Source organism: Immundisolibacter sp., assembly GCF_050250495.1.
Classification (GTDB): Bacteria; Pseudomonadota; Gammaproteobacteria; order Immundisolibacterales; family Immundisolibacteraceae; genus Immundisolibacter.
Genome location: NZ_JBFWOM010000032.1, coordinates 1 through 13,211 on the forward strand (window position 1 = coordinate 1; position 13,211 = coordinate 13,211).

11 protein-coding genes are annotated in these 13,211 nt (G+C 65.4%); all 11 read left to right on the forward strand.

Annotation, left to right across the window (positions count from 1 at the left end; all coding sequences use genetic code 11):
- The first annotated feature begins 336 nt into the window (after positions 1 to 336).
- Positions 337 to 912, forward strand: coding sequence for an XrtA/PEP-CTERM system exopolysaccharide export protein (locus tag AB7F93_RS13430; RefSeq protein WP_428303425.1), 576 nt, complete (start codon positions 337 to 339; stop codon positions 910 to 912).
- Positions 913 to 999: 87 nt separating this feature from the next.
- Positions 1,000 to 2,523 carry an XrtA system polysaccharide chain length determinant gene (locus tag AB7F93_RS13435; RefSeq protein ID WP_428303416.1) on the forward strand — a complete coding sequence of 508 codons (1,524 nt, stop codon included), beginning with the start codon at positions 1,000 to 1,002 and terminating at the stop codon, positions 2,521 to 2,523.
- A 9-nt stretch (positions 2,524 to 2,532) separates the two neighbouring features.
- On the forward strand, positions 2,533 to 3,486 hold the full coding sequence (locus AB7F93_RS13440) for an XrtA-associated tyrosine autokinase (RefSeq protein ID WP_428303417.1): 954 nt from the start codon (positions 2,533 to 2,535) through the stop codon (positions 3,484 to 3,486).
- Positions 3,483 to 4,946, forward strand: a complete 1,464-nt coding sequence (locus tag AB7F93_RS13445; protein ID WP_428303418.1) for a TIGR03016 family PEP-CTERM system-associated outer membrane protein — start codon at positions 3,483 to 3,485, stop codon at positions 4,944 to 4,946. The genes AB7F93_RS13440 and AB7F93_RS13445 overlap by 4 nt, the downstream gene beginning before the upstream one ends.
- Positions 4,947 to 4,954: 8 nt before the next feature.
- Positions 4,955 to 6,064, forward strand: coding sequence for an XrtA/PEP-CTERM system-associated ATPase (locus AB7F93_RS13450; protein WP_428303419.1), 1,110 nt, complete (start codon positions 4,955 to 4,957; stop codon positions 6,062 to 6,064).
- On the forward strand, positions 6,061 to 6,963 hold the full coding sequence (locus AB7F93_RS13455; protein ID WP_428303420.1) for an XrtA system polysaccharide deacetylase: 903 nt from the start codon (positions 6,061 to 6,063) through the stop codon (positions 6,961 to 6,963). Before AB7F93_RS13450 ends, AB7F93_RS13455 begins: the two co-directional genes overlap by 4 nt.
- Positions 6,964 to 6,965: 2 nt before the next feature.
- A complete protein-coding gene (locus tag AB7F93_RS13460; RefSeq protein ID WP_428303421.1) occupies positions 6,966 to 7,988 on the forward strand; it encodes a FemAB family XrtA/PEP-CTERM system-associated protein in 1,023 nt (340 codons plus the stop codon).
- Between the two features lie 23 nt (positions 7,989 to 8,011).
- A complete protein-coding gene (locus tag AB7F93_RS13465) occupies positions 8,012 to 9,244 on the forward strand; it encodes a TIGR03087 family PEP-CTERM/XrtA system glycosyltransferase (RefSeq protein ID WP_428303422.1) in 1,233 nt (410 codons plus the stop codon).
- Positions 9,241 to 10,827: an exosortase A gene (xrtA, locus tag AB7F93_RS13470; protein WP_428303423.1), complete on the forward strand. Its 1,587-nt coding sequence runs from the start codon at positions 9,241 to 9,243 to the stop codon at positions 10,825 to 10,827. The genes AB7F93_RS13465 and xrtA overlap by 4 nt, the downstream gene beginning before the upstream one ends.
- A 41-nt stretch (positions 10,828 to 10,868) precedes the next feature.
- Positions 10,869 to 12,020, forward strand: coding sequence for a TIGR03088 family PEP-CTERM/XrtA system glycosyltransferase (locus AB7F93_RS13475; RefSeq protein WP_428303426.1), 1,152 nt, complete (start codon positions 10,869 to 10,871; stop codon positions 12,018 to 12,020).
- A 7-nt stretch (positions 12,021 to 12,027) separates the two neighbouring features.
- A partial coding sequence (gene asnB / locus AB7F93_RS13480; protein ID WP_428303424.1) for an asparagine synthase (glutamine-hydrolyzing) occupies positions 12,028 to 13,211 on the forward strand: 1,184 nt, incomplete at its 3' end.

Sequence of the window (13,211 nt, forward strand, 5' to 3'; positions counted from 1 at the left end):
GGAACGACCGAAGAAAGCACTCGGCGGGCTGACGCCCACCGCGTATGCCCGGCAGCTGGCGGCCAGAGCGATACCATCCACCCAAGGGCTCTGAACCGGACCGCTACTCACGAAGGGGTAACGTCGGGTGCACAGGTCCGCATTGGGAGACCTAGTACCATGGCGTTAAGAATTCGCCCAATGAGTGCGATAACCTCCACGTGTCGCCCGCCGCGTCCGCTTGAGCGCAGCGTGTTTGCGGCTGACGACACACCACGCAGAACTTGTCAGGAGTCGGTGATGAAGCGGAGTAACCGTCTGGCGCGGGCAGCGCAGACATTAGGTGCAGTGATCGCGATGGCGGTCATCGCAGGCTGTGGCTTCGGTGGTCCTGCGCGTGCGCCGGCAACGGTGGAGCAGGTCGCCGACTACCGGTACATCATCGGGCCCGGCGATTCGTTCCAGATCATGGTTTGGCAGAACCCGGAAGTGTCGATGTCGGTCACCGTCCGCCCGGACGGCATGATCACGACGCCACTGATCGAGGACCTGCCCGCCGCAGGCAAGACCCCGACCCAACTCGCGCGCGACATCGAAAAGGCGCTGGCTGACTACATCCGCGACCCGATCGTCACCGTCATGATGGGCGGCTTCGGCGGTCCGTACAGCCAGCAGATCCGCGTGGTCGGCCAGGCGGCGCAGCCACAGGCGCTGCAATACCGCGAACACATGACCGTGCTCGACGTGATGATCAGCGTCGGTGGGTTGACCACGTTCGCGGCCGGCAATCGCGCCAACATCATCCGAAGCGTGGATGGTGAACAGCAAGTGCTGCGGGTACGCCTGGATGACCTCATCAATGGCGGCGATATCGAGGCCAACGCTGACGTGCTGCCCGGCGACATTCTGGTTATTCCCGAAACGATTTTCTGATCGTCGCTCCCCCGACGCGGCCCCTTGGGTTGACATCAGGTCGCCCCGGGGCAGCGCCAAACTTTCACCAGTTCAATTCCAACATTTATGGAACAGCTGATTGAGCAGCTTCTGAGCGTGCTTCGCGGCATCGTCCGCTGGCGCTGGGCAGCCTGCGCCGTCGCGTGGATAGTTTCAGTAGCGGGTTGGGCGTGGGTCTCAACGCTGCCTGATGTCTATCGCTCCTACTCTCGCATCTACGTCGACACTGACACGCTGTTGAATCCGCTGCTCAGCGGCCTGACGGTCAGGCCAAATACGGGGTACCAGGTACGCTTGATGGCGGGCACGTTGCTCAGCCGCCCCAACGTGGAGGAGGTCATCCGCCGCGCGGATCTCGACCACAGCGTCAACGGCGAGCAGGAAATGCAGCGCCTGGTCGAGGACGTGGCCAAGAATCTCTCGCTTTCCGGCAGCGGGCAAACCAACCTGTACCAGTTGTCCTACACTGCTGAGGATCCGAAGTTGGCAGCCCGGGTCGTGCGCGAGGCAGTCAATCTGTTTATGGAGCGCGGTATAGGCAACACCGCACGAGATCTTAAGAAATCTCAAGATTTCATTGAAGCGCAATTGCGCTCCTACCAAGCCCGCCTGGTCGAGGTTGAAAAGCGGGTCGAACAATTCAAACGCGAGCATGTCGGCATGCTTGGCCGGGACGGCCAGGACTACTACGCGCGTCGGGAGGCAGCGCGGGCCGCCTTGGAGTCAACGCAACTTCAGCTCCAGGAAGCTCGGCAGACGCGAGATACCTATCGGCGCCAGTCGGAAGGCACTGAGCCGATGCTCTTATTCCCGCAAGGGGGGGGCGCCAGGATCGACCCCGAACTTGCACAACGAATCGCCGCGCTCGAAAAACAACTTGATGCGCTGCGGTTACGGTATACCGACGAGCATCCCGACGTAGTCGGCACTGTTCGCTTGATTGAGGAGCTCAAATCCCGAAAAGCGGCTTCTTCAGTCGATGCTCCTGCCATCACCGACACATCAGGGCCATCCGCCTATGCGGAACAAATAGCGGTATCCGTAGCCAATGCGGACGCGCGCGTGGCGGCGCTCGAAACTCGAGTAGCTGCCTATGCTGCGAAGTACAAGGCGATGGCGGAGGCCGTCGATCGCATTCCAGAGATCGAGCGCGAGTACGCCGCGCTATTGCGTGACCATGCGGTCCTGAAATCGAATTACGACAATCTGATTGCAACGCGCGAGAAGGCATCCATCTCCCAAGAAGTTGAGGACAAGACGACGGCAGTCGAGTTCCGAATCATCGATCCACCGACCGTGCCGATTGACCCTGCGGCCCCCAACCGTCTGCTTCTGTCGACAACGGTATTGCTCTTGGGTCTTGGTGCAGGGATCGGTATTGCATTCCTGTTGAGCCAGTTACGGCCGACGGTCGACTCGATTGGCATGCTGGAAGAGCTTACAGGGCGGGGCGAGCTGATTACAGTGTCCGATCATGCGACAGAAGCGAGCCAGCGGGCGAGACGCCGGGGCATCATGTCCTATTCGCTGGTTACAGTCGCACTCGTCGGAGTTTATACGGCGGTCATGACTTTGGCTTTGATCAGGTAGTACCCAAGTATGAGTATCATCGAGCGCGCGATGCAACGAGGGGCCGCCGCACCTGACAAAGCCAACGCCCCGTCCGAGGTGGACGCTTCGCCCGGGGCGGCGCCATCGGCAATTGAAGAGACCGCACCTCTCAACGAAGGGATGCAACAAACCAAGCCCCTCGGCGCGAGCGGGTTGGCACCGACGATTGGGGATGCTGAATCCTCGACATTGATGGAGCCGGATACCCAAGCTCTGAACTTGCCGTTGATGAGGCGGCAGGGACTGCTAATTCCCGACGACGGCCGGAGTGCCCTTGCCGAGGAATTCAGAATTCTGAAACGGCCTGTGCTGGGCAATGCCTTTGGGCCGTCCGGCCAACGGATCGGGCGGCGCAATGTCGTGATGGTGACCAGCGCCGTTCCCGGTGAAGGCAAGACCTACACCGCGATCAATCTGGCAATGTCCATCGCCATGGAGTTGCAGCGGACGGTGTTGTTGATCGACGCCGACGTCGTACAGCCATCGGTTGCCGCCCGCTTGGGTCTGACGTTGGGGCCAGGGCTGATCGATCTGCTGGAGCACGCCCAGTCAGACCTGTCGACGCATCTCGTGAAGACGAGCATTCCTAACCTGACAGTGCTCGGTGCGGGTCGACGCCATGGCCGGTCGACGGAGCTTCTCGCCAGCGCTGCCATGGCGCGACTGGTCGATGATCTCGCGAGCCGTTACCCGGATCGGTTGGTGTTGTTTGACTCGCCGCCCATGCTTGCCACCAGCGAGTCCAGTGTGCTGGCCCGCCATATGGGACAGATCGTTTTGACGGTCGAAGCGGGCGTGACGCCACGTTCTGCGGTGAGTCGGGCGGTCAAGATGCTGGATGGTTGTGACATCGTCATTCCAGTCTTAAACAAGGCATCGCGGATGCCAGGAATGAACTATTCCCTGGGATATTACCTCGACGGAAAATACGGCAAGCAATGAAAGAGGGCTATTACGCGAGAGGAGTGCAGACGGCTGTAGTAGCAACTAGCTTGCTGCTGTTTGTCCTCGCCCCGCAGCGATTATTTGCCGAGGCGGGGGTCGAGCGCTACTTTGACTTCGAGCCCCGCGTGACGCTTGGTGAGACCTATTCTGACGGCGAGAGTGATTTCGACAACAACGCTGGAGGCTGGGTAACCGACCTTACACCTGGATTCAGTCTGCGACGGCAAGGGTCGCGAGTGAAGACTGACATCAATTATTCTTTGAACAACCTCTATTATCACGATGACAGCGAGCTTGATCTGCGTCATCAACTCGGGGGTTCGATACTCAGCGAAGTCCTGCAACGAGAGCTGTTCGTCGACAGCCGTTTCAACAAGAGTGATCGAATCATTTCGCCCTTGGGTGCGACCAACCTCGATTCGAGGTTACAGCGCAGTAATCTGACGTCCAGCACGAATTGGTCTATCGGACCACGGTGGGAGCGTCGCCTTGGCGACGTCGCTTCGTCGACGGTCCGCTACGAGGTCAATCGGGTGTCCTACAGCGGGGGCGCCGCCGACGACAGTTGGGGCAGCAGCTTGGTGGCTGGCCTGAGCAGTGGGTCCATGTTCAGCGATTGGTTCTGGTCGGCGGATTATTCCAAGAACGACATTCGTTATTCTGGCGAAGAGGGACATGACAAATTCGAAATGTATTCGGGAACCTTGGGCTACAATCTGACTCGCAAGCTCAATGTGTATTTGACCGTAGGCGACGAGAACAATCAATTTCGTAACTCGGTCGGCGACACTGGCGGAAGCTACTGGAGCGTGGGCACCGGTTTTTCGCCGAGCGTACGGACGTCGATCAACGCCAGCGTCGGTAAGCGTTTTTTTGGCGACACCTACTCTTTTTCGCTAAACCACAGCGCCCGCCGGTGGAACGTGACAGCGTCGCGCTCGCAGACGATCACGACGACGCGGCAGAGACAATTGGGCGAAATCTTCTTGATCTGTCCGCCCGAGATTCCAAACTGCACTCCCGCGGAGGCCATTGCTTTCGGCGTTGATATCGGCGTACGCGATGGAACGTATATCCAGAAGTCGCTCGTCGGAGCCGCGACTTATACGCTGGCGAAGAGTTCGTGGACATTCTCGGTGTTTGATGAGGAGAGAACGTTTCGTGACGGGTCAGGTGGCGATGATCAGTCGTCAGGCACTACGGCTGGTTGGAACTGGCGGTTTGGCCCGAGAACCAGCGTCCATGCCAGCAGCGGGTGGACTCGTTATAAATTCTCGACCGGGGCGTCGACCGAGGTCGACCGTTGGTTCCTGCGCACTGGCGTCGACCGTGATCTTGCGCCAGACTTGACGGGGTCGCTCAATTACACTCATCAGAAACGCAGCTCCGACGGCGGCACGGAACGTGGAAGGAAGGGTGGAAACACTATCTCCGCTCACCTGCACAAGACGTTCTAGGTCATAGTATGTACGAGGCGTATTTTGGGCTTTCCGGGAAGCCTTTTGCCTTGAGCCCGGATGCGCGTTTCTTCTATCCCAGCAAGGCCCACATGCGGGCAATGTCGTATCTGGAGTACGGCGTTCAGTCGGCAGAGGGTTTTATCGTTGTTTCGGGCGAGGTGGGGGCGGGCAAGACGACCATCGTGCAGGGGTTGATTCAATCGCTTGGCGGCAAGCCCATCGTTCCTGCCCAGATTGTCAGCTCGCAGCTCGAAGGCATGGAACTGCTGCAAATGGTAGCGGCGGCTTTTGGGGTTCCGTATGTCGATTTGCCAAAGCCCCGCGTTCTGGAAGAGCTGACCCGGTTTCTTGAGGGCGTCCTGGCATCTGGCCGGCGTGCTCTGCTGGTGGTCGATGAGGCCCAGAACCTCAGCAAGAGCGCCCTCGAAGAGCTGCGCATGCTGTCCAATCTACAGCATGGCGCGCAGCCGTTGTTGCAGAGTTTTCTCGTAGGGCAGCCCGAGCTCAAAGACATCCTGCGGGGTGCCGACATGTTGCAGCTGCAACAACGCGTGATTGCCGCCTATCACCTCGGCCCTTTGGACGCGCAGGACACAAAGAACTATATCGAGCATCGGCTGCGGGTCGTCGGCTGGCAGGATCGACCCACCATCACTGGCGACGCTTTCGAGGAAATCTACCGCCAGACGGGCGGAGTGCCGCGCCGCATTAATGTGTTTTGTGATCGCCTGCTGCTGGTCGCCTATCTTGAAGAGCGTGGCGTGGTGACTCGGGAGATTGCCGTTGAAGTGGCCGAGGACATCGCGCTGGAGCAGGGGGCGCCGGATAGCCGTTCATCATCGGTTGCACGGTCGGATTTCCCGGGCGGCGGCGCGTTGGCCGATGCCGACACCGCCCTGCGGCAGCTCGACCTGTTGGACGGGCTTCAGCGGGTGGTTGCGCAGGGCGCTCGGGTTGAGCGTTACGTGTTGTCGACGTTTCGTGAAATGAAGCGCTTGATCGATCTGTTGGAGGCTGATAGCGCCCCCGGCTGCGACATGCGCCGTAGCGGCGACGCCGAGGGCGACTCGGCCTTCCGGCCTGAAGGCAGCACTTCGCCGGGCGACGTGTCGTGACCGCAGCGCCGTTGTCGGTGCCCAAGCCCAGCGTGTTTTCGGTCGACGTTGAGGAGCATTTCCAGGTCGCCGCGCTCAGCGGCCAGGTAGCCAAGCACCAGTGGGATGATCACCCGAGTCGGGTGGAGGCCAACACGCGGCGCTGTCTGGACCTGCTGGCAGCGGAGTCGGCCCACGGCACCTTCTTCGTGCTGGGGTGGGTCGGGCGGCGGCATCCGGCGCTGGTTCGGCGTATCGCCGAGGCGGGCCACGAGGTGGCGAGTCACGGCATGGAGCACGATCGCGTCGAGGCGCTCGGTCCGGAGCGCTTTGCGCGCGATGTGTCGGACGCACGGCGCTTGCTGGAGGATGCCTGCGGCGCGGCGGTTGTGGGTTATCGGGCGCCGTCCTTCTCCATGCGTCCCGGCATGGACTGGGCGTATCGGGCGCTGGTCGAGGCGGGCTATCGATACAGTTCGAGCGTCTACCCGGTCCGCCACGACCACTACGGCGACCCCGGCGCCCCACGGCGCGCTTATCGACCGTTGGCGGACGCCGAGCTTGTGGAGCTCCCGCTCAGCACGGCGCGAGTTGGTGGCCGCAACCTGCCAGCGTCCGGTGGCGGGTATTTTCGGTTCCTGCCGTATGCGGTCAGCCGGACGCTGCTGCGCATGGCGGGGCGCGATGGCCGGCAGGCCGGCATTTTCTACATGCACCCCTGGGAGATCGACCCGGCGCAGCCGCGTGTTGGCGGCTTGCCGCCGCGGTCCCGGTTTCGGCATTACGTGAACCTGCACCGTACCGAGTCGCGACTGCGGGCGCTGCTGCGGGATTTTTGCTGGGACCGAATGGACCGGGTGTTCGCGGGCGAGCTGGCGCAACCGGCCGCGGTGCCCGCCATCGACGGCGCGGCGGGCTAGGCATGCAGGTCAAGGCGCTCGACGAGGTGGGGGCGGCGGCGTGGGACGACTACGTGTGCGCCCATCCGCAAGGGACCTTCTTTCACCGTAGCGGTTGGCGAGAGGTGTTGCGGCAGGGTGTCGGCATGCGCACGCACTTCCTGTGCGCCGTGCAGGATGGGCAGGTGCGGGGTGTGCTGCCGCTGGCGGAGGTGCGCAGCGTCCTGTTTGGCAGCGCGATCGTGTCGCTGCCGTTTTGCGTCTACGGCGGCATCGTGGCGAGCGACGATGCCGCCGCGGCGGCCCTGGACGAGGCGGCGCAGGCGCTGGCCGGTGAGCGGCGTGTCGGCCATCTGGAATACCGCCTGCGCGAGCCGATGCACCCGGACTGGCCGGCCAAGACGCTGTACGTGACGTTTCGAAAGCCCATCGAGGCCGATCACGACGCGAACATGGAGGCGATCCCGCGCAAGCAGCGGCGCATGGTGCGCCAGGGCATCAAGGCCGAGCTTTCGAGTGAACTCGACGCCGACAACGGGCGGTTTTATTCAACCTACGCCTGGAACGTGCACCGTCTGGGCACGCCCGTATTTAGCCGACGCTACTTCGATGCGCTGCGCCGGGTGTTCGGGCCCGACTGCGAGGTGCTGACGGTGACCCGGCACGGCCAAACGGTCGCGAGTGTGATGAGCTTCTACTTCCGCGACGAGGTGCTGCCCTACTACGGCGGCGGCCTCGCCAGCGCCCGCGAGCACGCGGCCTACGACTTCATGTACTGGGAAGTGATGCGCCGGGCGGCGGACCGCGGCTGCCGCGTGTTCGATTACGGTCGCAGCAAGCTCGACAGCGGCTCGTACAGCTTCAAGAAAAACTGGGGCTTCGAGCCGCAGCCGCTGCATTACGAATGCAAGCTGATCCGCGCCCAGGCGGTGCCGCAGAACAACCCGCAAAACCCGCGCTATCAGCACCTGATCAAGCTATGGCAGCGCCTGCCGCTGCCGGTGGCGAACGCGATAGGGCCGTACCTCGCACGCAGCCTCGGCTGAGCGTACCCGGGCGGGAGCCCGCCATGCACGACATTCTGTTCCTCGCACACCGCCTGCCATTCCCGCCGGACAAGGGCGACAAGATTCGCTCCTATCACCTGCTGCGGCAGCTCGCACGCACGCACCGCGTGCACGTCGGCACCTTCATCGACGACCCGGACGACCTGCGCCACCTGCCAGCGCTGCGGGAGCTGACGGGCGGGGATGTTTATGCGCCACAGCTGTCGCCGCGCTGGTCGCGCCTGCGCAGTCTCGGCGGCGTGCTGACGGGGCGGTCGTGCACCGAGGTGTACTACGCGCACCGGGGCATGGCGGCATGGGTGCAGCGTGTGCTGTGGGCGCGGTCCGTGAGCCGGGCGGTGGTGTTCTCGGCCGCCATGGCGCAGTACCTGGCGCGTGCCCGGGGCGTGCGGCGGGTGCTCGACCTGGTCGACGTCGATTCCGAGAAATGGCGCGAGTACGCGCGCGCGCGACGCGGTCCGGCGGCTGCGTTCTACCGCCGCGAGGCGGACCTGCTGCTGGCGTTCGAGCGCGGCATGGCGGCCCGATTCGAAACCACCGTACTGGTTTCCGCGCCGGAGGCCGCGCTGTTTCGGCAGCGCGCGCCGGAGGTCGCCGGCCGTGTCGGCGTGCTCGGTAACGGCGTCGATACTGCCTTTTTCGACCCCGCGCAGGCGGGGGCTGATCCCTACGCGGGACGCGGGCGGCAGGTCGTCGTGTTCACCGGCGCCATGGATTACTGGCCAAACGCGCAGGCGGTGACCTGGTTCGCCGAAGCCGTGCTGCCGCAAGTACGGGCGGCAGTCCCGCAGGCGCAGTTCTACGTCGTCGGTCGCAACCCCGGTCGCGGCGTGCGACACCTGTCCAATTGCCCAGGCGTAACGGTGACCGGTACGGTGCCGGACGTGCGTCAGTATCTGAAACACGCGGCGGTGGCAGTCGCCCCGCTCAAACTGGCGCGAGGCGTGCAGAACAAGGTGCTGGAGGCGATGGCAATGGCGCGACCGGTCGTGGCAAGCCCACAGGCGCTCGAAGGCTTGTCGGTAACGGTGCCGGACGAGGCGCTGGCGGCGGAGGATGCCGCGGCGTTTGCCGAGCAAGTCGTGGCCTGCCTTGGCGGAAACCGGCCCGGCCTTGGCGATGCGGCGCGCCGGGCCGTGCTGCGCGAGTACAGCTGGGATGCGCGCCTGCGCGAGCTTGATGACCTGCTCGGCCTGCCGGCCGGCAGCCCAGCCTCCGCGAGTGCCGCCCCGTGAAACCCGACGTGCCAACGCTCGCCGTGAACGCACTAGCCAGCACGTATCGCTGGCGTACGGCGGCTGGTTTGCTGCTGCTCACGCTCGCCCTGACGCTGTGGGCGTTTGCGGATACCGCCGCCAGCCTTGGCGTCATCTGGTGGCGGTCGGAAACCTACGCCCATGGGCTGCTGGTGGTGCCGGTGGCGGCGTGGCTGCTTTGGCAGCGGCGCGATGCCGTGCTGCGTGCCGAGCCGCGTGCGCAGCCTTGGGCATTGCTGCTGTTGCTGGCGGCCGGCGGGTTGTGGGCACTCGGGCGCTTGGGGGCGGTGCTGGCCTTCGAGCACTTCGCGCTGTATTTCCTGCTGCTCGGCGGCGCGTGGCTGGTGGCGGGCACGGATGCGCTGCGGCGGGCGGCGTTCCCGGTTGGCTTTGCCCTTTTTGCGGTGCCGTTTGGGGATTTTCTGGTGGTGCCGCTGCAGGATTTCACGGCCCACTTCACGGTCGCCGCGGTGCGCCTGACTGGCGTGCCGATCTATCGCGAGGGCTACGATCTGGCCCTGCCGAGCGGCAACTGGCGCGTGGCGGAGGTGTGCAGCGGCCTGCGCTACGTGATCGCCTCGGCGGTGCTCGGCGTGCTGTACGCGCACCTCACATACCGCAGCCGCTGGCGCCAGGCGGCATTCATCGGCGTGTCGCTGGTGGTGCCGGTGCTGGCCAATGGGCTTCGCGCGTTCACCATCGTGATGATCGGCCACGTGTCGAGCATGCGTCTGGCGGTAGGCGTCGATCATCTGATCTACGGCTGGATCTTCTTTGTAGTCGTCATGATGGCGCTGTTCGCCATCGGCGCCCTGTGGCGGGAAGATCGACCGGCGGCGGCGAGCCCGGCGCCGGCGACGTCCGACGAAACGGGTGTCCCACCCGTGTTTGGCCGGCAGTCCGCACGCGCAGCGCTGGCGGTAGTGCTGTCCGGCCTCGCCCTGCTGCTGGTGTGGCCGCCGGCAGTGCGCTGGCTGGATGCACGCAACGACCACGCGGCGCCGCCCCTGAGTGCGCCGCAAGTCGCGGACTGGCCGGCTTCCGACGTGCCGTTTACGCGTTGGTCGCCGTACTTCGAGTCGCCGCGGGCGCTCGCAGCCGGCGCCTATCAGGCCGCCGACGGACCGGTTGGCCTCGTCCTCGCGTACTACAACAACCAGGCACAGCACGGCGAGCTCGTCTCCTGGCAGAACACGCTCACCGGCCGAGGCCTCCTCGCCTGGGGCGAGATCGATCGTGGTCTGCGGCGCGTACGTTTGCCGCGTGGCGAGTCAATCGAGGTTCGCGAGGCGCTGCTGCACGGCGGCGGGCCTTCCGTGCTGGCCTGGACCTGGTACTGGACGCCAATGCGCAGCACCGCCTCGCCGACGATTGCCAAGCTGCTCGGCACCTTGGGGCGTCTGCTCGGGCGGGGCGACGACGCGGCGCAAGTGGTGCTTTACGTCCCGATCGACCACCAGCCCGAGGACGCGGCGCAGCGGCTGGAGCGCCTCGTCATTGATGCCAGGCCGGTCATCGACCGCGAGCTCGCCGCCGCCTACCGGCAGGCTGCGGCGCCGTGACCATGCCCGCTGGCGGTGGGCGGGCCGACGCGGCGCCGCTGCTGGTGCACGTGGTGCACAGCTTCGAGATGGGCGGCCTGCAAAACGGCCTGCTGAACCTGCTGGACGGCCTGCCCGCGCAGCGCTACCGCCACGCCGTGGTCAGCCTGACCAGTCTGTCCGGTTTCGAGCGGCGTCTGCGCCGCGACGATGTGCGCTTTTACGCACTGCACAAGCCAGCCGGGCTGGGGCTCGCCACGCACGCGGCGCTGTGGCGGCTGCTGCGCCGCCTGCGCCCGGCGCTGGTGCACACGCGCAACATCGCCGCGCTCGAAATGCAGGCCGTCGCCTGGGCCGCCGGCGTGCCGGCGCGCGTGCACGGCGAGCACGGCTGGGACGTGCACGACCCGTCCGGCCAATTGGCCCGCTACCGCCGCTGGCGGCGGCTGATGCGGCCGTTTGTGCAGCAGTACGTCGCGCTGTCGGAGCACATCGCGGACTATCTCGCCGCCCCGGTGGGCGTGCCGCGGCAGCGCATCCGGCAGATTTACAACGGCGTCGACACCACGCGCTTTGCGCCGGCGGAGGGCCAGTCCTCGTCCGAACGCGGGCCGTTCGAGCCCGGCCGGCATTTCGTGGTCGGCACGGTGGGGCGCCTTGAGCCGATCAAGGACCAGCTCACCCTGGCGCGGGCCTTTGTTGCCGCGTTGCAACAGCGACCGGACCTCAAGGACCGCCTGCGCCTGGTGCTGGTGGGCGACGGGCAGTTGCGCGGGGCGATCGAACAGGTGCTGCGGGAGGGCGAGGCGGAATCCATGGTGTGGATGGCAGGCAGTCGCGACGACGTGCCGGCGCTGCTGCGCGGGCTCGATCTGTTCGTGCTGCCGTCGCTCGCAGAGGGGATTTCCAACACCATCCTGGAGGCCATGGCCTGCGGCCTGCCGGTGCTGGCGACCGATGTTGGCGGCAACGGCGAGCTGGTGCAGCCTGGCGTGACCGGCACGCTGGTGCCGGCGGCCGACCCCGCCGCCATGGCGCGCGCGTTGATTGCTTACGCCGACGATCCCGCCCGCGGCCGGCGCGAGGGTCAAGCCGGACGGCTTCGGGCCGAAACAGCGTTTGGCCTGCAGGCCATGACCGGCGCCTACCAGGCGCTCTACGACGCGCTGCTGGCGCGGCACGCCGGCCAGCGGACCGCGGTCGCGAACGGATAATCACACCATGTGCGGATTGGTAGGCATTTTCGACACCCGTGGCGAGCGGCCGGTGGACCGCGCGCTGCTGGATCGCATGAACGAGCGCCAGCACCACCGCGGCCCGGACGAGGGCGGCCTGCACGTCGAGCCGGGCCTGGGTCTGGGCCACCGGCGGCTGTCGATCATTGATCTGGCGTCCGGGCAGCAGCCGATGGCGAGCGCCGACGGCAACCTGGTGCTGGTCTACAACGGCGAGATCTACAACTTCGCCGCGCTGGCGGACGAGCTGCGTGCGCTCGGCTACACGTTTCGCACCCACTGCGACACGGAAGTCATCCTGTACGCCTACGCCGCCTGGGGTGAGGCCTGCGTCACGCGCTTTCGCGGCATGTTCGCGTTTGCCCTTTGGGACCGGCCGCGCCGGCAGTTGTTTCTGGCGCGCGACCGGCTCGGCATCAAGCCGCTGTACTACGCGCCGCTCGCCGACGGCACGGTGCTGTTCGGCTCGGAGCTGAAGGCGCTCACCGCCTGCCCGCAGATGCCGCGGCAGATCGACCCGCTGGCCGTCGAGGACTATTTCGGCTTCGGCTACGTGCCGGAGCCGCGCACCATCTACAGGGCGGCGCTCAAGCTACCGCCCGGGCACACGCTCACGCTGCGTCGTGGCGAGCCCGTGCCGGCGCCGCGGCAGTTCTGGGACCTGCCGCTCGAACCCCAGCCCGTTACCGGTGATGTGACCCGCGAGCTGATCGCGCGCCTGCGCGAGGCGGTGCGCATTCGTCTGGTGGCGGAGGTGCCGCTGGGGGCGTTCCTGTCCGGTGGGGTCGATTCGAGCGCCGTGGTGGCGATGATGGCCGGCCTGTCCGCGGAGCCGGTCAACACCTGCTCGATCGCGTTCGGCGAGGCGGCCTTCGACGAGACCGTGTACGCCAACGACATCGCCCAGCAGTACCGCACGCGCCACCACCGCGAGCAGGTGGCGGCGGACGACTTCGACCTGCTGGACACGCTGGCCGACGTCTACGACGAGCCGTTCGCGGACAGCTCCGCTATCCCGACCTACCGCGTGTGCGAGCTGGCGCGAAAGCACGTCACCGTCGCGCTGTCCGGCGACGGCGGCGACGAATCGTTCGGCGGTTACCGCCGCTACCGCTGGCATCTGCAGGAAGAGCGCCTGCGCGGCCGGCTGCCGCTGGCGCTGCGCCGGCC

Excerpts from the sequence above, each read along its gene's own strand:
- AB7F93_RS13430 (WP_428303425.1), top strand. The coding sequence starts at position 337 with ATGGCGGTCATCGCAGGCTGTGGCTTCGGTGGTCCTGCGCGTGCGCCG.
- AB7F93_RS13435 (WP_428303416.1), top strand. The coding sequence starts at position 1,000 with ATGGAACAGCTGATTGAGCAGCTTCTGAGCGTGCTTCGCGGCATCGTC.
- AB7F93_RS13440 (WP_428303417.1), top strand. The coding sequence starts at position 2,533 with ATGAGTATCATCGAGCGCGCGATGCAACGAGGGGCCGCCGCACCTGAC.
- AB7F93_RS13445 (WP_428303418.1), top strand. The coding sequence starts at position 3,483 with ATGAAAGAGGGCTATTACGCGAGAGGAGTGCAGACGGCTGTAGTAGCA.
- AB7F93_RS13450 (WP_428303419.1), top strand. The coding sequence starts at position 4,955 with ATGTACGAGGCGTATTTTGGGCTTTCCGGGAAGCCTTTTGCCTTGAGC.
- AB7F93_RS13460 (WP_428303421.1), top strand. The coding sequence starts at position 6,966 with ATGCAGGTCAAGGCGCTCGACGAGGTGGGGGCGGCGGCGTGGGACGAC.
- AB7F93_RS13465 (WP_428303422.1), top strand. The coding sequence starts at position 8,012 with ATGCACGACATTCTGTTCCTCGCACACCGCCTGCCATTCCCGCCGGAC.